At 68.8% G+C, this 26,227-nt stretch carries 27 protein-coding genes; 8 read left to right on the forward strand and 19 right to left on the reverse strand.

Going from position 1 to position 26,227, the window contains the following annotated elements:
* The first annotated feature begins 3 nt into the window (after nt 1–3).
* Nucleotides 4–1,242 (forward strand): CaiB/BaiF CoA-transferase family protein, encoded by a 1,239-nt coding sequence (locus tag RZE79_RS00690; RefSeq protein WP_319358526.1) that lies wholly within the window; start codon nt 4–6, stop codon nt 1,240–1,242.
* 13 nt (nt 1,243–1,255) lie between these two features.
* Nucleotides 1,256–1,714: a VOC family protein gene (locus RZE79_RS00695; protein WP_319358527.1), complete on the forward strand. Its 459-nt coding sequence runs from the start codon at nt 1,256–1,258 to the stop codon at nt 1,712–1,714.
* On the opposite strand, the gene RZE79_RS00700 is transcribed toward RZE79_RS00695, so the two are convergent.
* Nucleotides 1,711–2,169 carry a CopD family protein gene (locus RZE79_RS00700; RefSeq protein ID WP_319358528.1) on the reverse strand — a complete coding sequence of 153 codons (459 nt, stop codon included), beginning with the start codon at nt 2,167–2,169 and terminating at the stop codon, nt 1,711–1,713. The genes RZE79_RS00695 and RZE79_RS00700 overlap by 4 nt on opposite strands.
* A 56-nt stretch (nt 2,170–2,225) precedes the next feature.
* Nucleotides 2,226–3,203 carry a LysR family transcriptional regulator gene (locus RZE79_RS00705; protein WP_319358529.1) on the reverse strand — a complete coding sequence of 326 codons (978 nt, stop codon included), beginning with the start codon at nt 3,201–3,203 and terminating at the stop codon, nt 2,226–2,228.
* Between the two features lie 112 nt (nt 3,204–3,315).
* Between RZE79_RS00705 and RZE79_RS00710 the strand changes: the two genes are divergently transcribed.
* Genes RZE79_RS00710 through RZE79_RS00730 form a run of 5 tightly spaced genes read left to right on the forward strand, consistent with a single transcriptional unit; the run spans nt 3,316 to nt 8,808 of the window.
* A complete protein-coding gene (locus RZE79_RS00710; protein WP_319358530.1) occupies nt 3,316–4,665 on the forward strand; it encodes a DUF3100 domain-containing protein in 1,350 nt (449 codons plus the stop codon).
* A 25-nt stretch (nt 4,666–4,690) separates the two neighbouring features.
* The gene (locus tag RZE79_RS00715; RefSeq protein WP_319358531.1) at nt 4,691–5,860 is read left to right on the forward strand and encodes a M20 aminoacylase family protein; all 1,170 of its coding nucleotides are present in this window, start codon (nt 4,691–4,693) and stop codon (nt 5,858–5,860) included.
* A 4-nt stretch (nt 5,861–5,864) separates the two neighbouring features.
* The gene (locus tag RZE79_RS00720; RefSeq protein ID WP_319361350.1) at nt 5,865–7,250 is read left to right on the forward strand and encodes an L-serine ammonia-lyase; all 1,386 of its coding nucleotides are present in this window, start codon (nt 5,865–5,867) and stop codon (nt 7,248–7,250) included.
* A 56-nt stretch (nt 7,251–7,306) separates the two neighbouring features.
* Nucleotides 7,307–8,137 carry an isocitrate lyase/phosphoenolpyruvate mutase family protein gene (locus RZE79_RS00725; protein ID WP_319358533.1) on the forward strand — a complete coding sequence of 277 codons (831 nt, stop codon included), beginning with the start codon at nt 7,307–7,309 and terminating at the stop codon, nt 8,135–8,137.
* 11 nt (nt 8,138–8,148) lie between these two features.
* Nucleotides 8,149–8,808 (forward strand): uracil-DNA glycosylase family protein, encoded by a 660-nt coding sequence (locus RZE79_RS00730; protein ID WP_319358535.1) that lies wholly within the window; start codon nt 8,149–8,151, stop codon nt 8,806–8,808.
* On the opposite strand, the gene RZE79_RS00735 is transcribed toward RZE79_RS00730, so the two are convergent.
* The gene (locus RZE79_RS00735; RefSeq protein ID WP_319358536.1) at nt 8,714–10,375 is read right to left on the reverse strand and encodes a hypothetical protein; all 1,662 of its coding nucleotides are present in this window, start codon (nt 10,373–10,375) and stop codon (nt 8,714–8,716) included. The genes RZE79_RS00730 and RZE79_RS00735 overlap by 95 nt on opposite strands.
* Nucleotides 10,376–10,438: 63 nt before the next feature.
* Nucleotides 10,439–10,633, reverse strand: a complete 195-nt coding sequence (locus tag RZE79_RS00740) for a DUF1127 domain-containing protein (RefSeq protein ID WP_319358537.1) — start codon at nt 10,631–10,633, stop codon at nt 10,439–10,441.
* Nucleotides 10,634–10,723: 90 nt separating this feature from the next.
* Here RZE79_RS00740 and RZE79_RS00745 point away from each other — a divergent pair, with 90 nt between their 5' ends.
* Nucleotides 10,724–11,614 (forward strand): LysR family transcriptional regulator, encoded by an 891-nt coding sequence (locus tag RZE79_RS00745; protein WP_153281263.1) that lies wholly within the window; start codon nt 10,724–10,726, stop codon nt 11,612–11,614.
* A 6-nt stretch (nt 11,615–11,620) separates the two neighbouring features.
* Here RZE79_RS00745 and RZE79_RS00750 read toward each other — a convergent pair whose 3' ends face one another.
* The 15 genes from RZE79_RS00750 to RZE79_RS00820 form a co-directional block, all read right to left on the reverse strand.
* Entirely contained in the window at nt 11,621–12,274 is a 654-nt protein-coding gene (locus RZE79_RS00750) for an ANTAR domain-containing protein (RefSeq protein ID WP_319358538.1), read from the reverse strand.
* Between the two features lie 2 nt (nt 12,275–12,276).
* Entirely contained in the window at nt 12,277–12,462 is a 186-nt protein-coding gene (locus tag RZE79_RS00755) for a hypothetical protein (protein WP_319358540.1), read from the reverse strand.
* A gap of 1 nt (nt 12,463) precedes the next feature.
* On the reverse strand, nt 12,464–13,618 hold the full coding sequence (locus tag RZE79_RS00760; RefSeq protein WP_319358541.1) for a transporter substrate-binding domain-containing protein: 1,155 nt from the start codon (nt 13,616–13,618) through the stop codon (nt 12,464–12,466).
* Nucleotides 13,619–13,684: 66 nt separating this feature from the next.
* Complete coding sequence (locus RZE79_RS00765; RefSeq protein ID WP_319358542.1) at nt 13,685–15,322, reverse strand: VWA domain-containing protein; 1,638 nt, start codon at nt 15,320–15,322, stop codon at nt 13,685–13,687.
* On the reverse strand, nt 15,319–16,137 hold the full coding sequence (locus tag RZE79_RS00770) for a CbbQ/NirQ/NorQ/GpvN family protein (RefSeq protein WP_319358543.1): 819 nt from the start codon (nt 16,135–16,137) through the stop codon (nt 15,319–15,321). The genes RZE79_RS00765 and RZE79_RS00770 overlap by 4 nt, the downstream gene beginning before the upstream one ends.
* Nucleotides 16,134–17,144 (reverse strand): alpha/beta fold hydrolase, encoded by a 1,011-nt coding sequence (locus RZE79_RS00775; RefSeq protein ID WP_319358544.1) that lies wholly within the window; start codon nt 17,142–17,144, stop codon nt 16,134–16,136. Before RZE79_RS00775 ends, RZE79_RS00770 begins: the two co-directional genes overlap by 4 nt.
* A 26-nt stretch (nt 17,145–17,170) precedes the next feature.
* Complete coding sequence (locus RZE79_RS00780; protein WP_319358545.1) at nt 17,171–18,484, reverse strand: cytosine permease; 1,314 nt, start codon at nt 18,482–18,484, stop codon at nt 17,171–17,173.
* Between the two features lie 49 nt (nt 18,485–18,533).
* The gene (locus RZE79_RS00785; RefSeq protein ID WP_101490566.1) at nt 18,534–19,571 is read right to left on the reverse strand and encodes an aliphatic amidase; all 1,038 of its coding nucleotides are present in this window, start codon (nt 19,569–19,571) and stop codon (nt 18,534–18,536) included.
* A 43-nt stretch (nt 19,572–19,614) separates the two neighbouring features.
* Nucleotides 19,615–20,304 (reverse strand): urea ABC transporter ATP-binding subunit UrtE, encoded by a 690-nt coding sequence (gene urtE, locus RZE79_RS00790; RefSeq protein ID WP_319358547.1) that lies wholly within the window; start codon nt 20,302–20,304, stop codon nt 19,615–19,617.
* Nucleotides 20,305–20,320: 16 nt separating this feature from the next.
* Nucleotides 20,321–21,103, reverse strand: coding sequence for an urea ABC transporter ATP-binding protein UrtD (urtD, locus tag RZE79_RS00795; protein ID WP_319361352.1), 783 nt, complete (start codon nt 21,101–21,103; stop codon nt 20,321–20,323).
* 14 nt (nt 21,104–21,117) lie between these two features.
* Nucleotides 21,118–22,170: an urea ABC transporter permease subunit UrtC gene (gene urtC, locus RZE79_RS00800; RefSeq protein WP_319358549.1), complete on the reverse strand. Its 1,053-nt coding sequence runs from the start codon at nt 22,168–22,170 to the stop codon at nt 21,118–21,120.
* 3 nt (nt 22,171–22,173) lie between these two features.
* Nucleotides 22,174–23,076: an urea ABC transporter permease subunit UrtB gene (gene urtB / locus RZE79_RS00805; protein ID WP_319358550.1), complete on the reverse strand. Its 903-nt coding sequence runs from the start codon at nt 23,074–23,076 to the stop codon at nt 22,174–22,176.
* 5 nt (nt 23,077–23,081) lie between these two features.
* A complete protein-coding gene (urtA, locus tag RZE79_RS00810) occupies nt 23,082–24,275 on the reverse strand; it encodes an urea ABC transporter substrate-binding protein (RefSeq protein WP_153281253.1) in 1,194 nt (397 codons plus the stop codon).
* A gap of 410 nt (nt 24,276–24,685) precedes the next feature.
* Complete coding sequence (locus RZE79_RS00815) at nt 24,686–25,180, reverse strand: hypothetical protein (protein WP_319358552.1); 495 nt, start codon at nt 25,178–25,180, stop codon at nt 24,686–24,688.
* Nucleotides 25,181–26,137: a LysR family transcriptional regulator gene (locus tag RZE79_RS00820; RefSeq protein ID WP_319358553.1), complete on the reverse strand. Its 957-nt coding sequence runs from the start codon at nt 26,135–26,137 to the stop codon at nt 25,181–25,183. It lies immediately after the preceding gene.
* Nucleotides 26,138–26,227 lie beyond the last annotated feature (90 nt).

Raw genomic sequence — 26,227 nt, forward strand, 5'->3', positions numbered from 1 at the left:
CGCATGACCACCAAGCCCGCAGCACTCGACGGCATCAAGGTCCTCGATCTGTCCCGCGTGCTCGCGGGCCCGTGGTGCACGCAGATCCTCGCGGACCTGGGCGCCGACGTCGTCAAGATCGAACGCCCCGGCGTCGGTGACGACACGCGCACCTGGGGCCCGCCGTTCGTGAAGGACGCGCACGGCCACGACACCGACCAGGCCAGCTACTTCACGTCCTGCAACCGCAACAAGCGCTCGGTCACCATCGACATGGCCACGCCCGAGGGGCAGGCGCTGCTGCAGCAGATGGCGGCGCAGGCCGACATCGTGGTCGAGAACTTCAAGACCGGCGGCCTCAAGCAGTACGGCCTCGACCAGGACAGCCTGCGCGCGGCCAACCCGCGCCTCATCTATTGCAGCGTGACCGGCTTCGGCCACGACGGCCCCTACGCCGAGCGTGCGGGCTACGACCTGATGATCCAGGCCATGACCGGCATGATGAGCATCACCGGCCGCCCCGACGGCGAACCCGGCGGTGGCCCGTTGCGCGTGGGCGTGGCACTCACTGACCTCTTCACCGGCGTCTATGCGAGCACCGCCATTCTTGCGGCGCTGCAGGTGCGCGACCGCACCGGCGAAGGCCAGCACATCGACATGGCACTGCTCGACGTGGGCATGGCCATCCTCGCCAACCAGGCGAGCGCTTTTCTCAACACCGGCAAGGCGCCGGGCCGCCAGGGCAACACGCACCCGAGCCTCGCGCCGTATCAGGACTTTCCGACGCAAGACGGTTCGATGCTGCTGGCCATCGGCAACAACGGCCAGTTCTCGCGTTTCTGCGAAGCCGCCGGCCACGCCGAATGGGCCACCGACGAACGCTTTGCGACCAACACGCTGCGCGTGAAACACCGCGGCGTGCTGATCCCGATGCTCGAAGAACTCACGCGCACCCGCACCACCGCCGACTGGGTGGCGCTGCTCGAAGACAAGGCCGTGCCCTGCGGCCCCATCAACGACATCGCGCAGGCCTTCGACGATGCGCAGGTCAAGGCGCGCGGCCTGGCCGTCACGCTGCCGCGCGATGCGGGCGACGGCATCGCCAGCATCACCGGCGTGGCGAGCCCGCTGCGCCTCACGGCCACGCCGCCCGTGCTGCGCCGCGCACCGCCCGCGCTCGGGCAGCACACGCAAGAGGTGCTGGCCGAGATGGGCGTCGACGCCAGGCGCTTCGAGGCATTGCGCGCATCCGGGGTGGTCTGACACACTGGCGGGCATGACGCGCCCGCCTGATCCGTCGCCTGTGGTTTCCGCTGCCGATGCCGCGCCGTTCGCGGTGCTGCGCATCGACCACGTCGTGCTGCGCGTGCGCGACGCCGCACGCGCCATGGCCTTCTATTGCGACGTGCTCGGCTGCACGCTCGAGAAGCGTCGCGATGACCTCGGCCTCGTGCACCTGCGCGCCGGCAGCAGCCTCATCGACCTCGTCACGCACGATGGCAAGCTGGGCAGCCAGGGCGGCGCACTGGCCGGGCGCGAGGGGCGCAACGTCGATCACCTCTGCTTGCGCATCGAACCCTTCGACGAAGCGGCGATCCGTGCGCGCATGGCGCGGCACGGCGTGCCGGTGCAGGGTGAGGTGCAGAACAACTTCGGGGCCGAGGGCAATGGGCCTTCGATCTACCTCGAAGATCCCGATGGCAACGGCGTGGAACTGAAGGGTCCTGCGGCCTAAGCGCCGCGCCCCATCACCGCCACCCCGAACACCACCACGCCCAGCGCGAGGTTCAGCGTCACCAGCTGGCGCACGGTGTTCAGCCGCGCGGCCGCCACAGGCCAGGCGCTGTCGTCTACCGCACGGCGCAGCGCGCGGAACACCGAGGCGCGGATGTAGACATAGACCGCCGCCATCACGAGCGCGATGCCCATCATGGCCTCGACACGCCAGTGCACGGCGCGAAAGCCGCCGGTCGCGTGGATCAAACCGATGCCGGTCACGAACAGCAGCGTGACGGACGCGTCCACCCCGATGAAGAAACGCCGCAGCGTCGCGGCCATCATGCGCAGGCGCAGCGGCGGCTCCAGCGTGGCGACGGCGGCGGGGCGCACCGCGAAGTGCATGACGGCCATGCCGCCGACCCAGAAGGCGGCGCACAGCAGGTGAATGAAGAGGGGAGCGAGGTAGGACATGGGGTCCGATCAGAACACCGAACCGTGCGCGCACGCAACGCAAGGCCCCATGCCCTTCAACCTGTCGCGCCGCGCCCGCGCGTGCTCGCGCGGGGCTTGGGGGTGCCCGTGCCCGCGATCGAATCGGCATAGCGCTTCATGTCCGCCACCACCTGCCGCAGCAGCGTCGCCGCGGCCGGCGGCAGCAGGCGGCCGTGTCGCGACACGATGTGCGAGCGCCCCTGCGACAGCAGCGGGTTCTTCATCGGCAGCTCGACCAGCGCCGGATGGTCGGCGTTGGGCGTGAGCGAGATGCGCGTGCCCAGCGTGTAGCCCAGGCCCGCCGACACGAAGTGGCCCAGCGCGCTGAACGAGGTGGTGGTCAGCAGCGCGGGCAGCCGCACGCCCTCGCTGATCTCGGCCGCCTCGATGTGCTGGCGCACGCCGAAGTTGCGGTGCAGCGTGGCGCCGGGGTAGGGCAGCAGGTCGGCCAGCTTCAGCGGGCGCCCGAGCTGCGCGAGCGGGTGCGAGCCCAGCACCATGGCCTGGATCGGCTGCGCGTGCGACTGGTGCGAGGTGAGCCGCTCGTCCTTCGGCGGCTGGAACAGCATGCCGATGTGCGCACGCTCCTCGATCACGCGGCGCACGATCTCGTCGGTGCTGGCCACGTCGAGGTTCACCGTGATCTTCGGGTGGCTGGCCATGAAGATGCGCAGGCTGTGCCGCATGAGCCAGTCGACATAACCTTCGCCGGCCACGATGTCGATGTGGCCGCTCTCGATCTTGCGGATGCTGTCCATCTGCGCCAGCAGGTGCTGCTTCTGCCCCTGCTGCCTTCGCACATAGCCGGCCAGCAGCTGGCCTGCGTCGGTGGGCACCACGCCGCGTCCGTGGCGCTCCAGCAGCGGCAGGCCGCACTCGGTCTCCAGGATGCCGATGGCGCGGCTCACAGCCGACGGGTCCATGTCGAGCACGTCGGCCGCGCCGCGCACCGAGCCGCTGTCGAGCACCTGCATGAAGTAGCGCACCCGGCGGGTGTCGAGCTTGTCGTCCATGGCGGTCGTCTCCGAGTGTTGCATTCAATGCAACGAATATCCTTATTTGCGGTCATTGATGCAAGAGGCCCGTCGCCCGAAACTCGCCGGCACCCCTCGAAAACGCCCACCCATGACCTCCGCTGCCTCCACGATTGCAGCCGTAGCGCCTTCCAGCGCCGCCGGCAAACTCAAGCTCCTCGTCGTCACCCTGGTCCTCGTGGCCGTGGCCGAGCTCATCGGCCCGACGCAGTTCAGCGTCGGCCCCGGCAAGGTGGTGCTGCTGCCGATGCTGTGGGCGCTGCTCATGGCCGCCGCCTGGGGCATCGCGCACCGGCGCGTGCCGGGCGTGGTGCGCGTGGCCACGGCGCAGCAGTCGCTGGCCGGCGGCCTGCTCAACGCGGGCCTGCTGCTGTTCGTGGTGAAGCTGGGCCTCACGGTCGGCGCCGCGCTGCCGCAAGTCAAGCAGGCCGGCTGGGCGCTGCTGTTCCAGGAGTTCGGCCATGCGCTGGGCACCCTGGCGCTGGGCCTGCCGCTGGCGCTGTTGCTTGGCATCAAGCGCGAGGCCGTGGGCGCCACCTTCTCGGTGGGCCGCGAGGGCAACCTCGTGATCATCGGAGAGAAGTACGGCATGGCCTCGCCTGAAGGCCGCGGCGTGCTGGCCGAGTACATCACCGGCACCGTGCTGGGCGCGCTGTTCATCGCGGTGCTGGCGGGCTTCATCGCCAGCCTGCACATCTTCGACCCGCGCTCGCTGGCCATGGGCGCCGGCGTGGGCTCGGGCAGCCTGATGGCGGCGGCGCTGGGCGCCATCGCTGCGCAGAGCCCGCCCGAGATGCTGCCGCAGCTCACGGCGATTGCCGCCGCGTCGAACCTGCTGACCACCGTGGCCGGCTTCTACTTCACGCTGTTCCTGTCGCTGCCGCTGTGCTCGTGGCTCTACGGCAAGCTGGAGCCGGTGCTGGGCCGCTTCTCGAAGCATGGCGCGCAACAGGGCGCCGCCGTGGACGCGGGCGCGAACGTCTCGAGCGCCGACGTGGCCCACGCCGCGCCGACCTCGCTGCGCGACACGCTGCTGGCCTGGCTGGTGGTGGGCGGCGGCGTGCTCATCGGCAATGCCCTGACCTACAAGGTGCCGGTGCTGGTGTCGCTCGAAGGCGTGCTCGCCGTGGTGGCGATCGCCGGTGCCGTCGAAGCCGTCAAGCGCTTCGTGCCGCGCCTGCCGATGGTGCTGGTGCTGTCGGTGGTGGCCACCGTGGTCGGCATCCCGGGCCTGTTCCCGTTCTCCGACGCGCTCATCGCGCTCACCGCCAAGCTCAACTTTTTGGCCTTCACCACGCCGGTGCTGGCGCTGGCCGGCTTCTCGGTCGCGAAAGACCTGCCCGTGTTCCGCCGCCTCGGCTGGCGCATCGTGGTGGTGTCGCTGACCGCCACCGCAGGCACTTTCCTCGGCGCGACGTTCATCGCCGAGTTCTTCCACTGATTTCATCCCACGAGAGATTCACGCCATGTACCGCGACCCCGAGATTGCCGAAGACACCCGTGCCCGCATGCTCAGCTGGCGCCGCGACATCCACGCCAACCCCGAGACCGCCTTCGAGGAACACCGCACCGCCAACGTGGTGGCCAACGCGCTGATGCTCATGGGCCTGCCCGTGCACCGCGGCCTGGCGGGCACCGGTGTGGTCGGCACGCTGAGGAACGGCGAGGGCCCCAGCATCGCGCTGCGCGCCGACCTCGACGCGCTCAACATGCAGGAGCTGGGCACGCAGGCGCATGCCTCCAAATGCGTCGGCAAGATGCACGCCTGCGGCCACGACGGCCACACGGCCATGCTGCTGGGCGCGGCCGAGCACCTGTCGCGCCACAAGCCGTTCAAAGGCACGGTGCACTTCGTGTTCCAGCCCGCCGAAGAAAACGAAGGCGGCGGTCGGGTGATGGTGGAAGAGGGCCTGTTCGACCAGTTCCCGGCCGACGCCGTCTACGGCATGCACAACTTCCCGAGCCTGCCGCGTGGGCGCTTCGCGATCCGCAAGGGCACGATGACGGCCTTTCTCGACACCTTCGAGATCGTCATCACCGGCAAGGGCAGCCACGGCGCCATGCCCGAGACCGGCATCGACTCGGTGGTGATCTCGGCCCAGCTCATCAACGCGCTGCAGACCATCGTGAGCCGCCGCACCGGCGCCACCGACGCGGCCGTGGTCAGCGTCACGCAGATCCACGGCGGCGACACGTGGAACGTCATTCCCGAGACCGTGGTGCTGCGCGGCACCGTGCGCACGCTCGACGCCGGCATCCAGGACAAGACCCAGGCGGCGATGCAGCAGATCTGCGACGGCGTGGCCGCCACGCACGGCGCCAAGGTCGCGCTGGAGTACCGCCGCGGCTACCCCGGCGTGGTCAACACGCCGGCCGAGACCGACGCGGCCATCGCGGCGGCGGCCAGCCTGGTCGACCTCGAACAGGTGCACACCGACATCCCGCCGGCCATGGGCTCGGAAGACTTCGCCTTCATGCTGCAGAAGCGTCCCGGCGCCTACATCGGCATCGGCGCGGGCGAGGGCCCGAACGACCCGAACGTGCACAACCCGTACTACGACTTCAACGACAACATCCTGCCGCTGGGTGCGGCCTACTGGGTGGCGCTGGTCAAACAGCAGCTTCCGGTCGCATGATGCGCTGATGCTCTCCGCCTTCGACATCTTCAAGATCGGCATCGGGCCGTCGAGTTCGCACACCGTCGGGCCGATGCGCGCCGCGCTGCTGTTCGCGCAATCGCTCGAACGGCGCGGCCTGCTCGCGCAGGTGGCACGGCTGCACGTCGACCTCTTCGGCTCGCTCGGCGCCACCGGCCACGGCCACGCGACCGACCAGGGCGTGATCCTCGGGCTCTTCGGCGACGCGCCCGACACCGTGCGGCCCGAGACCGTGCAGCCGCGCCTGGACGCGCTGCGCCGCAGCGGCCAACTGAGCCTGCTGGGCACCACGCCCATCGCCTTCGACCGCGTGCGCGACATCGCCTTTCGCGGCGAAGAGTCGCTGCCCGAGCACCCGAACGCGATGCGCTTCACGGCCTTTGCGGCCGACGGTGCCGTGCTTGCCGAGGGCACCTACTTCTCGGTCGGCGGCGGCTTCGTCGTCGAGGGCGGGCAGGCGGTGGCGCAAACGGCCGCCGCCGCAGCCGCCGTGCCGCATCCCTTCACGACCGGCGACGAACTCATGGCGCAGTGCCATGCGCACGGCATTTCCGTGGCCACGCTGGTGATGCGCAACGAATGCGTGTGGCGGCCCGAGGCCGACGTGCGCGCGGGCCTGCTGCGCATCTGGGGCGTGATGCAGCAGTGCGTGCAGCGCGGCTTCGGCATCGACAACCCGCTGGCCGCGCACGCGCTGCCCGGCCCGCTGCGCATGCGCCGCCGTGCGCCCGAGCTGCACCGCGAGCTGCTGGCGCAGGCCGGCGCCGCCGATCCGCTCGCGGCCATGGACTGGGTCAACGCCTTCGCGATGGCGGTGAACGAGGAGAACGCGGCCGGCGGCCGTGTCGTCACCGCGCCCACCAACGGCGCGGCCGGCGTGGTGCCCGCCGTGATGCACTACTACCAGCGCTTCGTGCCGCAGGCGAGCGACGAAGGCATCGTCGACTTCCTGCTCACGGCCGCGGCCATCGGCATGCTCTACAAGACCAACGCCTCCATCTCGGGCGCCGAGGTCGGCTGCCAGGGCGAGGTCGGCGTGGCTTGCTCGATGGCGGCCGGCGCGCTCGCCGCCGTGCTCGGCGCCACGCCCGCGCAGGTCGAGAACGCGGCCGAGATCGGCATGGAGCACAACCTGGGCCTCACCTGCGACCCGGTCGGCGGCATGGTGCAGATCCCCTGCGTGGAGCGCAACGCGATGGGCGCGGTGAAAGCCATCAACGCCTCGCGCATGGCGCTGCGCGGCAACGGCAGCCACTACGTCTCGCTCGACGCCGTGATCCGCACCATGAAGCAGACCGGCGAGGACATGAAGTCCACGTACAAGGAGACCTCGCTGGGGGGGCTTGCGGTGAACGTGGTGGAGTGCTGAGACGCCTGCGTCAGAATGACCGGCTCACCGTCTTGAACACAGAAAGCCGAGGCCCCATGACCCGCACCGTCGCCGAAAAGCGCGCCGCCTTCCGTGCCCTCCACGCACAAGGCTGCTTCGTCATTCCGAACCCCTGGGACACGGGCAGCGCGCGCTACCTCGAAGGCCTGGGCTACCAGGCGCTGGCCACCACCAGCTCCGGCTTCGCGTGGTCGCGCGGCCATGCCGACGGGGCGCTGTCGCGCGACCAGATCCTCGCGCACCTGCGTGAACTCGTGGCCGCCACCGACCTGCCGGTGAACGCCGATTTCGAGAACGGCTTTGCCGCCGATGCACAGGGCGTGGCCGAGAGCGTGCGCCTCGCGGTAGAGACCGGCGTGGCGGGCCTGTCGATCGAGGATTCGACGGGCAACCCCGACGATCCGCTGTTCCCCATCGACGTCGCGGTCGAGCGGCTGCGCGCTGCGCGCCGGGCCATCGACGCGGCGGGCGGCGACACGCTGCTCGTGGGCCGCGCCGAGAACTTCTTTGCCAACCGCCCCGACCTCGACGACACCATCGCGCGCTTGCGTGCCTACGCCGAGGCCGGCGCCGACTGCCTCTACGCGCCCGGCATCAAGACGCGCGAGCAGATCGCGGCCGTGGTAGCCGCCGTTGCGCCCAAGCCGGTGAACCTGCTGGTCGGCGCGACCAGCGAGCTGACGATGGCGGACATCGCCGCGCTCGGCGTGCGCCGCGTGAGCGTGGGCGGCGGCATGGCGCGCGCGGCCTGGGGCGGCTTCATCCGCGCCGCACGCACGCTGGCCGAGCAGGGCCGCTTCGACGGCTTTGCCGATGCCACGCCGGGCACCGAGCTCAACGCGTTCTTCCGTCCGTTCGCAGATTAGTTTTCAGCGCCGTGGATGCACTGCTCGCCGAGATTCGCGCCTGTCGCGCGTGCGAGGCGCACCTGCCGCTCGGGCCGCGCCCGATCGTGCAGGCCAGTGCGAGCGCGCGGCTGCTGATCGTCGGCCAGGCGCCCAGCCTCACGGTGCACCAGACCGGCGTGCCGTGGAACGACAAGAGCGGCGACCAGCTGCGCCGCTGGCTCGGCATCGACCGTGAGCTGTTCTACGACGCGGCGCGCATCGCGATCGTGCCGATGGGCTACTGCTACCCGGGCCGCGGCACCAGCGGCGACCTGCCGCCGCGCAAGGAGTGCGCGCCGCTGTGGCACGACCGCCTGCTGGCGCAGATGCCGCACATCGCGCTGACGCTGCTCATCGGCCAGTACGCGCAGCGCCACTTCCTTGGCAAGACCGCGCACAAGGGCGTGACCGAAACCGTCGAAGCCTTTGCCGACTACGCACCGCGCTTCGTCCCGCTGCCGCATCCGTCGCCACGCAACACCGCGTGGTTCCAGCACCATCCGTGGTTCGAGCGCGATGTGCTGCCGGTGCTGCGCGAGCGCGTTCAAGAGGCGCTCAGCGCGCCTTCTTCTTCGGCGCCGCCGGCCGCCTCGGCGGCTTCGCCTCCAGCACCAGTTCGGCCGGCAGTGCGTCGTTCCACGACTCGGTGAAGTAGGCGCGGTCGCTCGGCACCAGCTGCGGCAGCACCTCGCGCAGCAGGTCCAGCGAGTGCTCGGCCGCCTTCAGGTCGCCCGCATGCGCCGCGTACCACGCGTGCTCGAACAGCAGGCTGCCCTGCTGCAGCCCGGGGTAGCGGCGTCGCCCGGCCTGGTGGTCGGCCAGCCGCGCCTGCGCCACGTCGACCCAGCGCGCGGGCCAGTTGGCGGCGTCGAAGGCATCGGCGAGCGGGCCTGCGAGCTTCGAGACCGCGGCCGGGTCGAGCGGCTTCTGTGCGCGGAACTGCGCGAGCGTGGGCTGCGTCTCTGGCTTGCAATGGCCGCGTGCGATGCGCATCAGGTAGATCGCGTTCCATGCCGAACGGCCCTGGCCGTCGGTGTGGCCGCACAGCCATTCGCTGAAGGCGATCCATTGCACCGCGCGGCGCGTGGTGTCGGCCCGGTGGCCGTCGTGCGCGAGCGCCGGCAGGTCGCCCAGGCCCACGCGGTCGAACAGCCACGCGGCCATGCCCATGTTGGCCGCCACGTGCTGCGCGGCGTCGAAGGAGTGCGACTCGAAAGCCGCTGCCAGCGCTTCGCCGAAGCGCTGCAGCGACTCTTCGGCGAGCGCCGCGGCAGCCGGGCGGTCGTCGGCGGCCAGCGCAAGGGCGCGCGAACGGCAGGCCAGCGCCCACAGGTTGCACCACTCGAAGCGCACGTCGGGGTGGTGGCGCAGCACCAGCGCGCGCGCCGGGTCTTCGGCCATGCCGCCCAGCAGCGACTGCGCCAGCGGCAGGTCGCGTGCGGTGTAGGCGCACCAGGCCGAGACGATGCACTCCATCGCGCCGAGGTAGTCGTTGCCCGCCACGTGGTGCGCGAGCCGCTGCTTCTTGAGTGCCTGCAGCCGGCGGCGTGCCTGCTCGTTGTCGCCGAGCCGGCGCCACAGCATCGCCTCGTTGAGCGTGACCAGCGCGCGCTGGAAGTCGCTGGCGGCCAGCGTGCCGGCCAGGCGGATGGACTCGAGCGCGCTGCCGTTCCCGCCCGCCACCGGCGACATCAGCCGGCCCTGCCGCGCGGCCTGCTGCGAGGCGACCAGCTGTTTCCAGAAGGCCGCGTCCTGCAGGTGCACGGCGTCGGGCGGCGTCATCGCCCCGGCGGCCTGCGCCTTGCGCGAACGCAGGCCGAGGAACGACGCGACCTCGGCGGCGGTCGCCGGGCGGTTGTCCACGAGCAGGCGCAGGCGTTTGGCTTGCGCGGCCGGCAGCCAGAACGGACCCTGGCTGCGCCGCTCGGCGTTGAGAAAGCGCGGCTCGCGCTGCAGGTCTTCGCCCCAGCCGACCTCGAGGCCCCAGGCCTTGAAGTCGCGGAAGGCGCGGCTCACGACCATGCGCAGCGTGCTGGCGTCGGACACCTCGCCGCGCAGGTCGGCCAGCCGCACGACACCGCTGCCGCCGCCGTGGGCATGGGCGTGCTGCATGCGCACCAGCAGCCACAGCGACTGGAAGGCGGCGCGCCGTCCGTTGACGGACTGCGGCGAAGTGAGTTCGATGGAAAGAAGAGCAGGGATGGCGATGGAAGGCACGCCCTGGATTGAACCTCAAATCGCATGCGGTCCCTGAAGAAACCGCACGCGCGTTTCGGTGAATCAGTGGCGGTGCCTGTCGAGCAGCTCGGGCACTTCGCTGCGGCCGATGCCCAGGTCGCGCAGGTCGTGGTCGCTCATGCCGGCCAGCAGTTGCACGTCGTCGCGGGCGCGGCGGCGTGTCACGGCGCGGCGGCGCCAGTCGTGCAGGGCATGCAGCAGGCGTTGATGAAAAGACGGTGGCTTCGGCGCGGTCACGATGGGCTCCTGGTAGGGGAGCGCTTATCTTCCGGCGGCGCGTGCTATTATGGAAGTTGAGATTTCTGACACCTTCAATCAGCATTCCTGATGCGACAGCTCAACCTCGACCAACTGCGCACGCTCATCGCCATTGCCGACCTGGGCACCTTCTCGGCCGCGGCCAAGGCGTTGCACCTCGCGCAGCCGACGGTGAGCCTGCACATCAGCGAACTCGAATCGCGCCTGGGCGCACCGTTGGTGGTGCGCGGCAGCCGCCGCGTGCTGCCCACGCCGGCCGGTGCGGCGCTGGTGGAGCGCGGGCGCAAGCTGCTGCGCGACACCGACGACGCGGTGGACGCCGTCAAGCGCCAGGCCGAAGGCCGCACGGGCCGCGTGCGGCTGGGCACCTCGACCGGCGTGCTGGTCGACCTGCTGCCGCAGGTGCTCGAGGCGTTGGGGGCGGAGCACGCGGGCATCGACGTCGAGGTGAGCATCCGGGGCTCGTACGAGGCCATGGAGCGGCTCGCGGCGGGCACGCTCGACATCGGCCTGGTCGCCATTCCGCAGCCGCCGGTGCGCGGCATCGTGGTCACGCCCTGGTGTGAGCAGCCCATGATGGCGTTCGTACCGCAGCGCTGGAAGGCGCCGAAGCGCGTCACGCCGGCGTGGCTCGCGGCGCAGCCGCTGATCTTCAACGAGGCGACCACGCACATGTACCGCCTCACGATGGAGTGGTTTGCCGCCGCCGGCTTTGCGCCGCGTGCGCGCATCGAACTCAACTACGACGCCGCCATCCGCAGCCTCGTGGCGGCGGGCTATGGCGCCGCGCTGTTGCCGCTGCAGAAGTCCACCGACATGGCGCGCAACGATCGCATGCAGATCGTGCCGGTGACGCCCAAACTCACGCGGCGCGTGGGCATTGCGCACCGCCAGCATGCGGTGCTTGACGGTGCCACGCAGAGCGTGCTGAAGGTGCTGACGGGCTTTCGCCAGCTCTGAGTTCGTTCAGCCCGCGCTCGGCTTGTTGCCGCGCGCGCCGAGCGAAAGAATTTCGTTGGCGTTGACGATGGCCGCGGCAATGTCTTCCATGGTGGTGCGCTTGCTCATGGCCTGCTCGCGGATCAGGTCGTGCGCCTGGCCTTCCGACACGTCGTGCGTCTTCATGAGGATGGACTTGGCCTCGGCCAGCTGCCGCACGCCGAGCAGCTTGGCCTCGGTCTTGCGCAGGCGCCGCGCGAGCGAACGGCTTTCCTTGTGCGCCTCGCGCGCGACCACGAGTGCCGAGAGCAAGCCGAACGAACGCACCGGCGACGGCAGCACCGCCTTGGCGCCGATCTCGAGCACGGCCTCGACGATGGTCGGGTTCTCGTACGTGACGACGGCGATGACGGCGGGCGCGTCCTCGCTCTGGGTCCACTCGAAACGCAGGTTGATGAAGTCGGGCAGCACGGCCATGAAGGCCACGTCGATGCCCTCGGGCAGGTGCTGCACGGGCGGCCAGAAGGCCTGCACCTGGCAGCCGATGCGCTGCAGTTGCTGGGTGAGCTGCCGGCCGTCTGCGTCGTCGGGATGGATCACCGCGATCTTCAGCAGCCGCAGCTCCTTGAGCTGCGGTGGCGTCACCCGCAGGGTGTGTCGCTTGGGGGCTGTGCTGTCCACGGTCAGCTCTTTCTCAGGGCGCCGCTGGTGCTGCTGTTCGGGGCGCGTGCGCAGGCCACCGGGTATTTCCCTCCGCGAATGTCCCCCGGCTTCGCCTCCTCCTTGATTTCGCTGCGGGAAGCACCCAGTGCCCTGCGCACAGGGGCACGCTGCTGGGGCGCGCCGATCAACGACTGCTGCGGGTTCATCCTAGAGCTCCAGCGTATCGAGCCGCGCCGTCCAGTCGCCCAGCGAATGGGTGACGAGGTAAGGGTCCGGGTACACCGCGCGCGTCGCCTGCCGCACGATGGTGAACTGGCCGTGGGCATCGACCCGCCCGATGCGCGGGTACAGGCAGGTGTGGTGGTTCGCCGGGTCGATCTTCACGCGGCCCTGCGGCGCATCGAACTCGCTGCCCAGGATGTGCGGCAGGATCTCCGCGATGCCGTCCGTGCCCGCCTGCCGGAAGGCGTTGGCGAAGATGTGCATCTGGAAGTACGACGCCTCCCAGCACAGATTGGGCACGCAGCCGTCGCCGAAGCGCGCACGCAGCCGCGCCAGGCAACGCTGGTTGGCGGGCGAGTCGATCGACTGGAAATACGGTGCCGCCGTGAAGTGGCCCGTGGTCACGCCCGGACCCATCTGCGAGACCTCGGCCTCCGAGGTGGTGAGGCTCGAGATGGGCATCGTCTTCGGGTCGAAACCGGCCTCGGCATACGCGCGGTAGAGGCTGGCGGTGGAGTCGCCCACCACCGTCGAGAAGATGAAGTCGGGCCGCTTGTCGCGGATGTCGTCCATGATCGCGCGGTAATCTTTCTCGGTGGCGTCGAGCGCCACGTAGCGCTCGCCGAGTTTTTCGCTGCCGGGGCGCTGCATCACCAGCTCGCCCATGATGCGGTTCGACTCGTAGGGGTAGATGTAGTCGGAGCCGATCAGGTACACGCGCGAACCGAAGTTCGTGGTCATGAACTCGGCCAGCTGCACGCTGTTCTGGTTGGGCGCCGCGCCGGTGTAGATCACGTTGCCCGAGTACTCGAAGCCTTCGTACAGCGTGGGGTAGAACAGCAGCTTGTTCCACTTCTCGATCACCGGGATCACGGCCTTGCGGCTGCTCGACATGTAGCAGCCGAAGATCACGTTCACGCGGTCCTGCACGATCAGCCGCTCGGCCAACTGGGCGTAGCGCACGGGGTTCGATTGCGGGTCGTAGCGCACGCCCACGAGTTCGCGGCCGTCGACGCCGCCGGCCGCGTTGATCTCCTCGATGGCCAGCAGCGCGCCCTGCAGCTGCGACAGGCCGATGGTCGAGGTGACGCCGGTCTCGGAATACAGAATGCCGACGCGAAGAGGGTCCCTGTCAGCCACTGGGGTGTCTCCTGGATGTGTAGGCCCTCATTGTGTGCTCCTCCGTGTCTTTCTTCCGTCGTTCGGTCAATGGGCGGCGGCCAGCCGCGTGCTCATGCGGGCCAGCCGCGCGGGCAGGCTGCGCGCATCGTCGGCGATGCAATAGTTGCGCCAGCCGAAGATGCGCCGCACATACGCATCGGCCGCGCCGTCCACCGCGATGCACGCGCTGCGCACGCCGGCATCGCGCGCCTCGGCCACGGCCTGGCGGGCGTCTTCGATGAGGTACTTCGGGTCGTGCACGTCGATGTCCGACGGCGCACCGTCGGTCACCAGCAGGATCGCGCGCGGCCCCGCGGGCTCGGCCTGCAGGTGCGAGGCCGCATGGCGCAGCGCGGCGCCCATGCGCGTCGAGTAGCGCCCGCGCACCGTGCCGATCATCGCGCGCGAGGGCGCGGCGAGCGGCTGGCCGAACTCGAGCAGGCGGTAGTAGTACACCTCGGCGCGCGTGTTCGACGAAAAGCCGTGGATGGCGAGCCGGTCGATGCCGCGCGCGTTCGAGGCAGCCAGCAGCAGCGCGGCCTGCTTCTCCAGGTCGAGCAGCGACACGGCGCCATCGCCGTGGCCCGCGTCGTTGGCCGACTCCGACAGGTCGAGCAGCACCAGCACGCTCGACGGGCGCGGGCCCTTGCCGGGTCGCATGAACAGCCGCGCATCGGGCCGCAGGCGCAGGCGGCGATCGACCAGCACTTCGATGGCCGCATTGAGGTCGATGTCATCGCCTTCCCACTGCCGGCGCAGGCGGTGCGTGCGGTCGAGGTGGCGCGCGCGGGGCAGGGTGAGCGGCACGATGCGCTCATGGCCCGCCGCCGTCGACGTGCCCATCGCACCCAGGCCCTGCCATGCGGGCAGCTTCTCGATCACCGTGCACCAGTCGGGCCGCAAGCGCTCCTGCGTGCGGTCCCATTCGGGGTAGGTGTAGCGGCCGAGCTCCATGTCGGCGCCGCCTTCGGGTGGCGCTGCGTCGCCTTCGTTCGGTGCATCCGAAGCTGGCGGTGGCCGCACGCCCGTCTGCTGCAGCGCGATGGCGTCGTCGGGCGGTGTCTCGGCTTCGCCGAAATCCCAGAGGTAGCTGTTGTCGTCGCGCCAGGGCGCGGGCACGGCGTAGTCCTGCGGCTCGAAGCGCACGCGCATCTGGCCCAGGTCGTTGGCGAGGATCGAGGCGATGGCGCGGAAGGCGTCGTAGTCGTCCAGCCCTGCGCGGGCGACGGTCTCGTCGAACAGGTGGCGCGCCTTGTTGACCCAGTGGTTGTCGTCTTGGGCATCGGCTAGCAGCAGCACGCGGTCCACGCGCGCGACCAGCGCGGCAAAGCGCAGGTCCAGCGGATCGGGCGCGGGCGGCAGCGCCGCAACGAACCAGCCATGCAGGCCGGGAAAGTCGCGGCACAGCAGGCGCTCGACGCGCGCGTCTTCGAGCGCCGAGACGATGGCGATGCCCATCGGCTTGAGCGTGCGCGCCGGCCGCGCGGGCGTCGAGTAGCGCAGGTGCGCGACCGCATGCGCCACCATCGCGCGGTGCAGGCGCACGACGGCCTCGTCGCCCTCGGGCAACAGCAGCCGGCGGCCCTTGAGCACGGCGCGTGCGCCGGCCAGTGGCTGCACGTCGACATCGACGCCGGCCAGCCCGCGGGCCAGCAGCGAGAGGGCGCTGTGCCCGTCGTTCATCCGAACTGCGCCTCGACAAAGCCCTGCAGCGCGCTCGCCATGTCGGGGTCGTCGGTGAGGGCGCGCGTCATCGTCATGTCGCAGCTGTCGCGCGGCGACACGCCGTCGCGGATCAGCACGCCCGCGTAGATCAGCATGCGCGTCGACACGCCCTCGTCGAGCCCGCGGTGCTTGAGTTCGCGCGAGCAGTGCGCAATGGCCACGAGCTTTGCGGCGAGCTCAGGTTCAATGCCGGCTTCGTGCGCGACGATCTCCGCTTCGAGCACGCCGTCGGGATAGTCGAACTCCAGCGCGGCGAAACGCTGGCGCGTCGACGGCTTCATGTCCTTCGCGCTGCTCTGGTAGCCGGGGTTGTACGACACCACGAGCTGGAAGTCGGGGTGCGCGTGCACCAGTTCGCCCTTCTTGTCGAGCGGCAGGATGCGGCGCGCATCGGTCAGCGGGTGGATCACCACGGTGGTGTCCTGCCGCGCCTCGACCACTTCGTCGAGGTAGCAGATGCCACCGTGGCGCACCGCAAGCGTCAGCGGCCCGTCGTGCCAGGCCGTGCCGTTCGCATCGAGCAGGTAGCGGCCCACGAGGTCCGACGCCGTCATGTCCTCGTTGCACGCGAGCGTGACCAGCGGCCGGCCGAGCGACCACGCCATGTGCTCCACGAAGCGCGTCTTGCCGCAGCCGGTCGGCCCTTTCAGGATCAGCGGCATGCGGTGGCGATAGGCGTGTTCATAGAGCACCACTTCGTTTCCGGCGGGCCGGTAGAACGGCTCGGTCTCGATGCGGTAGCTGGCGAGCGGGTCGTGGACGGGAGCGTTCATGGCGTGGCGAGCAGTTCCTTGAGGGCGTCGTCGATGAAGCGGGTGTCGACCGGGCTGCTGCCGCCGCCCGCGAAGTGGCCCCACACGCCGGGGATCGGGCGGCACTCGGCGTTCGGCATGTGCGACACCTCCCACTCGTTGTCGGCCACGGGAAAGTACAGATCGCGCTCGGCCGGCATCACGATCGCGCGCGCTTTGATGGCGCCCAGTGCTTTCTTGAAATCGCCCTTGAACACCGGGTTGTCGCTGATGTCGCCGTGCTGCCACGACCACAGCATCGCGAGCAGGTTGTTCGCGTCCTTCTGCAGGAAGAAGCCTTCCCAGTAGCCCACCAGGAAGTCTTCGAGCGAACTGAAGCCCAGCTCGCGCCACAGTTCCTGCATGTAGAAGGGCTGCGACAAACCCCAGCCCGCGTACACGCGGCCCACCGCGCGCAGGCCCTTGCTCGGCGGCGTGGTGTACCAGCCGCCGTTCCATGCGGCGTCGGCCTGGAGCGCGGCCTTCACGCCTTCGAGGAACACGATGTTGTGCGGCGCCGTCTTCGCCGAGCCGCAGAAGGGCGCGATGCGCTTCACCATGTCGGGGTACAGGCAGCCCCACTGGTTGGTCTGCTGCGCGCCCATCGACCAGCCCACCACCAGCGCGACCTGCTCGATGCCGAACTTCTCCGTCACCAACCGGTGCTGCAGCGTGACGTTGTCGTACAGCGTGATGTCCGGAAAGCGCGACAGGTTGTACGGCTCGGGCGTGTTGCTCGGCGACGAAGACAGGCCGTTGCCCAGCATGTTCGGCACGATGATGAAGTACTTCTCGGGGTCCAGCGCCATGCCCGGGCCGATGAGCCATTCGTTGTCGTAATGCTGGCCCGAGTACCAGGTCGGGTAGACGATCACGTTGCTCTTGTCGGCGTTGAGTTTGCCGTAGGTCTTGTAGGCGAGCCGCGCATTGCGCAGCGTCGCGCCCCGCTGCAGGGGCACGTCGCCGAGGTCGAAGATGTCGTAGTCCATGGGGTGATCGCTTTCGAAGGAGGTGTTCAGTTCTTGATGGAAGGCGCGGCTGCCGCCACCGGCGCTGCGCTCCCGATGTGGAGCACGAAGTAGCAGACGCCTGCCGCAATGAAGGCCGCCACCGCCGTCGACAGCTGCGGCGCCATCGTCTCGGTGGCATAGGCCACCAGCGAGCCCACGCCCCAGGCGATGAAGGCGCGCGGGCGCCAGTCGGCACCGATGGCGGCGCCGGGCCGCACGAAATACAGGTCGGCGATCAGCACGGCGCCGATGGGCGGCACCAGGATGCCCAGCAGCGACAGCCACGGAATGAACAGCGCCCACACGTTGGCCGCGGCAATCACGATGCCCACCGCGGCGAGCGCCACGGCGAACACGCGCATGCGCCCGTTGCCGATGCGCGACCAGCCCACGGCCGAGTTGTAGAGGCAGTGCGCGCACACCGAGCCCAGGTTGCACAGCAGGAACACGAAGGCCACGACGGCCAGCCATGGCGCGTTCTGCGCCAGCAGGTAGCCGAACATGTTGTCCAGGCCGAAGGGCTGCGGTTGCGGCAGCGCCAGCGCGGCCGTCATGACGCCGCCGACCAGCATCGCGACGAGGTTGGCCACCGGAAAGGCGCAGGCCGTGGCGATCAGCGAACTCTTGCGGTCGGTGGCCCAGCGGTTGAAGTCGGCCGTGACCGTGCCCGCGTCGATGAACAGCGCCACCACGATGGTCAGCCCGATGCCGAAGGACATCGGCAACGCGGGTTGCGTGCCGGCGTACGAGAGCACCTTGTCCCACCCCGCCGCGCCGGCCGAATGCAAGGCGACCCAGCCGCCCAGCACCACGAACAGCGGCACCGACACCATGCCGATCCAGTGCAGGCCGCGAATGCCGACGAAGGTGATGCCCAGGTACAGCACGCCGGCCGCGATCGTCATCGTCAGGTAGTCGAACTTGAAGGCCGTGTGCATCAGGTTGCCCGTGATGCCGGTCTGCACCGCGTACCAGCCCAGCAGCAAGGTCGACAGCAGGCCCGACGCGAACACGTAGCCCTTCTTGCCGAAGCTGGCACTGGCCAGCAGCGCGAAGTTGTGGCCGCGCGCCGTGCCCAGCGCGCCGAGCGCCCCGACATACGCGAACATCAGCAGGTTGCCCACGACCATCGCGAGCAGCGCGGACCGGAAGCCCATGCCCGCCACCAGGATGGAGCCGGTCATGGCCCCCGTGATGATCATCGGGAACCCGAGCCACACCATCGAGACCGAGAAGGTGCTGCGCCGCTTCGAGAGCGGCACCGGGTCGTGCTCGTACTCGTCGCCGAGTACCGTGTCGTCGACATGCGTCTGACTCATGGCATACCTCTTTTTCTTGCGTTGAAGGGGAGGGGCGGGGTGCGGTCGCTCAGCGATGCTTCGCCGGCTCGTTCGGAATGCCCTCGATCGGGCACTCGGGCGTGCCGACCGTGGTGCGCGTGAACGACTCCACCATCTCCCGCGTGCCTTCGGGGTCGTTGATCCACTGCGTGTAGAAGTTGTAGGGGCAGGCCGCCACGCCCTTGTCGCCGTCGCCCGAGTTGATGGTGCCGGTGTAGCCGCGGTGCACGAGCTTGAACAGGTGGTTCTGCGACTGGCCGTTCTTGCGCGCGTCGCGGATGAGGCTCATCGAGAGCTCGGCGTAGTTGATGCCCATCTCTTCCTCGCCGCATTCGCCGAGCGTGCGGCCGTCGAAGCCGATGAGCGCGGAGTGGCCGAAGTACGAGTACACGCCGTCGAAGCCGGCCGCGTTGGCCACGGCCACGTAGGTGTTGTTCATGAAGGCCATGGCCTTCGACACCAGGATCTGCTGTTCCTTGGCCGGGTACATGTAGCCCTGGCAGCGGATGATGAGCTCGGCGCCGCGCATCGCGCAGTCGCGCCAGATCTCGGGGTAGTTGCCGTCGTCGCAGATGATGAGGCTCATCTTCATGCCCTTGGGGCCTTCGCTCACATACGTGCAGTCGCCCGGATACCAGCCCTCGATGGGCACCCACGGCATGATCTTGCGGTACTTCTGGACGATCTCGCCCTGGTTGTTCATGAGGATCAGCGTGTTGTAGGGCGCCTTGTTCGGGTGCTCCTCGTGGCGTTCGCCGGTGAGCGAGAACACGCCCCACACGTTGGCGCGGCGGCACGCGTCCGCGAAGATCGCGGTCTCCTCGCCGGGGATGGCCGACGCGGTGTCGTACATCTCCTTGGCGTCGTACATGATCCCGTGCGTGGAGTACTCGGGAAAGATCACCAGGTCCATGCCCGGCAGGCCGCGCTTCATGCCGACCAGCATCTCGCCGATCTTGCGTGCGTTGTCGAGCACCTCGGCCTTGGTGTGAAGGCGGGGCATCTTGTAGTTGACGACCGCGACGCCGACGCAATCGTTGCTGCTCGAAATATCACCATGTCTCATGACGCTGCTCCTGAAGGGTGGTTGAGGGAAAAAAGAGGAAGGGCTACACGGTCAGAAAGGATCGGACCTTGTCTTGGTCAAGGCTCGCGCGTGCTTCGTCGTGCACGATGCGGCCGCGGTCGATGACGAGAAAGCGGTCGGCCAGGTCGAGCGCGAAGCTCAGCACCTGCTCCGACACCACGACGGCAAAGCCGCGCTCGGCGCGCAGCACGTTCAGCGTCTGCGCGATCTCCTTGATGATCGAAGGCTGGATGCCCTCGGTGGGCTCGTCGAGGATCAGCACCTTCGGCTCCGAGATGAGCGCGCGCGCAATCGCCAGCATCTGCTGCTGGCCGCCCGAGAGGTTGCCGGCCTTGCGCTGCTTCATGTCCTTGAGCACGGGAAAGAAGGTGTAGAGGTAGTCGGGCACCGTGCGGTGGCCCGACCTCGCGGCGCCGGCGAGGATGTTCTGCTCCACCGTGAGGAACGGGAACACCATGCGCCCCTGCGGCACGAAGGCCAGGCCCTGCGCCACGCGTTGGTAGCTCGGCAGCTTCGTGAGTTCGGTGCCGCCCAGGCGGATGTGGCCGCCGCGCGCGGGCAGCAGGCCGATGAGCGACTTCAGCAAGGTCGTCTTGCCCATGCCGTTGCGGCCCATGATGGCGACCGCTTCGTCGGGCGCGACGCGCAGCGACACATCGCGGATGACGTGCGATTCGCCATACGCCACGTTGAGATCGGAGACTTCGAGCATGTGAATTCTCCTTCGCTCAATGGCCGAGGTACACGTCGATCACGCGCGGGTCGGCCTGCACTTCGGCGGCCGTGCCTTCGCTCAGCAACTTGCCCTGGTGCAGCACCGTGACGCGGTGTGCGATGCGCTTGACGAAGTCCATGTCGTGCTCGATGACGACCACCGACTTGCCGGCCGAGATGCGCCGCAGCAGGTCGCCCGTCTGCTCGCGCTCGCGCGGGCTCATGCCGGCCACGGGCTCGTCGAGCAGCAGCAGCTCGGGCTCCTGCATGAGCAACATCCCGATCTCCAGCCACTGCTTCTGCCCGTGGCTGAGCTGCCCGGCGCGATGGCCGAGGCGTTCGGCCAGGAAGACCTGCTCGGCCATCGCGTCGATGCGCTCGCGCACGGCGGGTGTGCGGCGAAAGGTCAGCGACTGCAGCAGCCCGTGCATGCGCGGCAGCGAGATCTCGAAGTTCTCCAGCACCGTGAGGTCTTCGTAGACCGAGGGCGTCTGGAACTTGCGGCCCACGCCGGCGCGCACGATCTCGTACTCGTTCAAGCGGCCCAGGTCCTGGCCGTTGAACAGCACCCGACCCGCGCTGGGCTTGGTCTTGCCGCACACCATGTCGAGCAGCGTGGTCTTGCCCGCGCCGTTCGGTCCGATGATCACGCGCAGCTCGTTGCGCTCGACCGAAAGGCTCAGCCCGTCCACGGCCTTGAAGCCGTCGAAGGACACGGTGAGGTCTTCGATGCGCAGGATCTGTTCGTTCGATGGCGGCACGGCCGAAGCGGCCTGCGGCAGCCCGCCGTTGGGCATCGTCATCGTGGCGTTCATGGCGCCACCTCCGTGCTGCGACGGCGCATGAGCTTCTCGCCCAGGCCCGCGAGTCCGTTCGGCATCGCCCACACCACGAGGATGAACACGGCACCGAGGAAGTACAGCCAGCCTTCGGGAAAGGTCTCCGACAGGTACGACTTGAGAAAGCCGATCAACAGCGCGCCGACTACCGCACCGGGGATCGACAGCCGCCCGCCGACCGCGGCGTAGATCACCATCTCGACCGAGGCCACGACGCCGATCACGCCCGGCGCGATCAACCCCACCTGCAGGCTGTAGAACGCCCCGCCGATGGCCGACAGCACCGCGGCCACCGCGAACACGAAGGCCTTCATGTGCGCCGTGTTGTAGCCGCTGAAGCGCACGCGGTCTTCCTTGTCGCGGATGGCGATCAGCAGCTTGCCGAAGCGGCTGCGCACGATGGCGAGCGACACCATCATCACCAGCGCGATGGCCGCCACCTCGACGAAGTACATCGTGCGCTTGGCCTCGTCGGTGGCGATGTCCCAGCCCAGCAGCGTGCGGAAATCGGTGATGCCGTTGGCGCCGCCGGTGTCGCCTTGCTGGCCGACCACCACCACCGTGAGCGTGAGCGCGAGTGACAGCGTGACGATCGCGAAGTACACGCCGCTCACGCGCCGCTTGAAGATCGCGTACGAGAACACATAGGCCACCACGGCGGGAATCACGAGGATGCCCACGACCGTCCAGCCCAGCGAGTGGAACGGCTGCCACCACGCGGGCAGCTGTTCGACGCTGCTCCACACCATGAAGTCCGGCAGCTCGGGCGCCGAGGCTTCGAGCTTGAGGAACATCGCCATCATGTAGCCGCCCAGGCCGAAGAACATGCCCTGGCCCAGGCTCAGCACGCCGCCGTAGCCCCAGGTGAGTACCACGCCCACCGCGACGAACGCGAAGGCCAGGTACTTGCTGATGAGGTTCAGGCGGAATGGATCGAGCGTGAGCGGCAGCACCACGGCCAGCAGCACCAGCACCGCCACCATCGCGCCGAGGTCGCGGGTACGTTGAGGAGAAAGACCGTGCATGCGTCAGCTCCTCGCGCGTGTGGCGAACAGGCCGTGGGGCCGGAAGTACAGCACCGCGATCACCAGCAGCAGGATCGTGGCCTTGGCCATCGAGCCGCTCATGAGGTACTCCAGCCAGGTCTGCGACTGCGCGATGGCAAAGCCCGAGAGCGCGGTGCCGATGAGGCTCTGCACGCCGCCGAACACCACCACGATGAACGAGTCGACGATGTACAGCTGGCCCGTGCCGGGGTTGGTCGAGCCGATCATCGTGAACACCGAACCGGCGATGCCCGCCAGGCCCGAGCCCAGCGCGAAGGTCATCGCGTCGACGCGGTGCGTGTCGATGCCGACCGCGCCGGCGATGGCGCGGTTCTGCGTCACCGCGCGCACCTTCAGCCCCCAGGGCGTGCGGTACAGCAGCAGGTACACACCGACCGCGACGAGGGCCGTGAGCCCGACGATGAAGATGCGATTCAGCGGCAGCTGGATGCCCGCCGTCGGCTCCCACGCCCCCGCCAGCCACGAGGCCAGCGGCACGCTCACTTCCTGCGCGCCGAAGACCGAGCGGTAGGCCTGCTGCAGCATGAGGCTCAGGCCCCAGGTGGCCAGCAGGGTGTCCAGCGGACGGTCGTAGAAGAAGCGGATGAAGCCCCGCTCCAGCACATAGCCGAACGCGAAGGTCACGGCGAACGCGAACGGAATCGCGGCGAACAGGTACAGGTCCATGAAGCCCGGGGCGAAGTGCGCAAAGAAGCGCGCCGCCAGGTAGGTCATGTAGGCGCCGAGCGCCATCAGCTCGCCGTGCGCCATGTTGATGACGCCCATGAGGCCGAACACGATGGCCAGCCCGAGCGCCATGAGCAGCAGGATGGTGAACAGGCTCACGCCGTTGAACACCTGCATCACCGCGATGTCGAAGTTCATCGCGTTCAGACCTTCGGGAAGGGGTTGGGCTCGACCGGCTGCGGCGATTCCCACACGATGTCGAACTGCCCGTCGGGCCGCGCGCGGCCCACGCGCACCTTCTTCCACACGTGGTGGTTGGTGGCGTGCACGCGCACCGTGCCTTCGGGTGCCTCGATCTCCACGCCCGCGGCGGCGGCCGTGACCTTGTCGACCTCGAAGGACTTGGCCTTTTCCACCGCCAGCTTCCACAGGTACACGCTGTTGTAGGCCACCTCCATCGGGTCGCCGATCACGCGGTCCTGCCCGTACTTGGCCTTGAAGGCCTTCACGAACTTTTCGTTGGCCGGCGACTTGATGCTCTGGAAGTAGCCCATGCAGGCGTAGTAGCCCGCGGCGTTGTCCTTGCCGATGCCGTCGATCTCGTTCTCGGACACCACGGTCGACAGCAGCACCTGCTTGGCGCCGTCGAGCCCCGCGGCGCGCAGCTGCTTGTAGAAGGCCACGTTGGAGCCGCCCACCACCGTGCTGTAGATGCAGTCGGGCTTGGCGGCCTTGATCTTGTTGATGATCGACGAGAACTCGGTGTGGCCCAGCGGTGCGTACTCTTCGCCGAGCACCTTGCCGCCGGCCTTTGCGATGGCGGGCTTGGCGATCTTGTTGCAGGTGCGCGGGTAGATGTAGTCGGAGCCCACGAGGAAGAAGTTCTTGCCCTTCTCGCGCGCCATCCATTCCACGGCCGCGATCACCGACTGCGTGGCTTCCTGCGAGGGGTAGAACACGCGCTTGTCCTGCTCCTGGCCCTCGTAGTAGGTCGGGTAGAACAGCAGGCCTTTGGCCTGGTTGAGCACCGGCAGCAGCGCCTTGCGAGAGGCCGAGGTGTAGCAGCCGATGATGGCCGCGACCTTGTCGCGCTCCAGCAGCTTGCGCGCCTTTTCGGCGAACACCGAGTTCTCGCTCGCGCCGTCTTCGACCACGGCCTCGATCTTCTTGCCCAGCACGCCACCGGCGGCGTTGATCTCTTCGATGGCCAGTTTTTCGGCATCGACCAGCGAGGCCTCGGCGATGGCGATGGTGCCCGAGAGCGAGTGCAGCAGGCCGAGCTTCACGGTGGCGCCGTCCTGCGCGCGGGCCAGGCCGGCCACGCCGCCGGCGGCGCCCAGCACGATCATCGAGCCGCCCGTCTTCACGATCTGGCGGCGGTTGAAAGCGTTCGTCATGTCAAATTCCTTTGCTTTGGTTTTGTGCGAGTCATCAGGAACATCCGACCTTCGGAACCGCGTGGTGGGTGTCTCCTCCCGCCGCGCGGCCCCTGCAAACGAGCGCTGTGCTGCCAGTGCTTTCTCTTCGGGCAAAGCTGCGCCACCGGATGACGCGCATCCGTTTTGAAAAGGCGTTGTTGCGACCGAAAAAACAAAAAAGCCCGAACCGGTGGTGAAACCGATTCGGGCTTTATTGCCCGACACCTCGCTGGCAGCACTGGCAGCGGGCGTCGTATGACTGGGAACGATTGCTCGTTGGGGCGGATTCTTCTCGTCTCACCCCGGCGTGAACATACGCTGTTTCGCTAATTGGCGAAAGGGCGGCGCGTGTGCTATTCGCGCGCAGCGCCTGCGTGAATCAGAGGCGGCTAGCTGCGCGGGCGCGCGTAGTCCGACTCGATCCACGCGGTCGCGCTCGACGTCGTGAGCCGGAACGCGGGCGACACGTTCACGCTCGCCAGTTCCGAATCGTCGGCATCGTCGTACGCCGTGAGCGTGGCCGAGGGGTTGTCTTCGTCGGGAACGATCGACAGCGCCACGCGAATGCGCTGGTCGTTGCGCGCGGTGACCGTCACGCTCTTGTTGAGCGTGGCGTGCAGCTGCTGCTCGTGGCGGCGGATCACCTCGGTGGCGGTCTTCACCAGCGTGTGGAAGGCGGGCGTGTCCAGCGGCTTGGGGTTCTTCTTGTCGCGGCCCATGGTCCAGGGGCCGACGAGCGCGGGCTCGGGGTCGCCGTGGCGGGTCATCTCGACGGCCCAGCCGTCGTCTTCCTCGTTCTTGATGATGCGGGCGGTCCAGAGGTCGTCGCGCCAGAGGCGGGGTTCCTGCAGGGGGAGGTGGTCGGGGGAATCGGTCGTCGTCATTCAGGGAGAAGCTTTGGGTCTTGCGCGGGGCATTGTCGCCCGGGGCGCGGGGGCGGCCGCCACGCCAACGTACTGTTGCAAGCCCTCGACCAGCGCATCGAAGGCCACGCGACAGCGCGGGCTGTGGCGCAGGTCTTCGTGCATCGTGACCCAGGTGTCGAGCTTGAGTGAGAGCGCGCGCGGCAGCAGGCGCACCAGCGCGGCGTCGCGCTTCGCCAGGCCCACCTGGCACACGCCGATGCCCGCACCTGCGCGGATGAGGGCCAACTGCGCGAGGTCGCTGTCGGTGCGCAGCGCAAAGGCGTCGCGCGTGAAGCCCGTGGCCGACTTGAGCGACTTGATCGCCTCGCGCACGAAAGCCGAGGGCTGGTCGTAGCCGATGAGCGCATGCGCCGCCAGGTCGTCGGGCGTGCGCGGCGTGCCGTGGCGCGCGAGGTAGCGGGTGTGCGCATGAAAGCCCAGCTCGATGTTCCCGATGCGGCGCGCCACCAGCTGCGCCTGCCGGGGCCGCACCATGCGCACGGCGATGTCGGCCTCGCGCCGCAGCAAATCTTGCACGCGGTTGGTCGCCACCAGCTCGACCTTCAGCGCCGGGTGCGCCTCGCGCAGCCGCGCCACGACGGGCGGCAGCACCTCCACCGCGATCACCTCGCTGACCGACACCCGCACCACGCCGCGCACACCGTCGCCCTGGCTGCTGGCCGCGCGCTGCAGCGAGGCCGCGGTGCTTTCCATGGCCTCGGCATGCGTGCGCAGCGCCAGCGCCACTTCGGTGGGCAGCAGGCCCACCTGCGAGCGCGTGAAGAGCACCACGCCGAGCGCTTCTTCGAGCGCCGCCACATGGCGCCCGACGGTGGGCTGCGTGATGCCGAGTGCGCGCGCCGCGCCCGAGAGCGAACCCTCGCGCAGCACGCCGAGGAAGGAGCGGTACAGCTCCCAGCTGATGTTCCAGGTCATACAGAAATGTATGGCCGATGGCGCATGTTCGGCAATTCCATTTGAGCCCCCTCCTGCCCAGAATTCGCTTATCGATCACTCTTCCGGAGC

This window comes from Variovorax sp. EBFNA2 (assembly GCF_033802765.1).
Taxonomy (GTDB): domain Bacteria; phylum Pseudomonadota; class Gammaproteobacteria; order Burkholderiales; family Burkholderiaceae_C; genus Variovorax; species Variovorax paradoxus_H.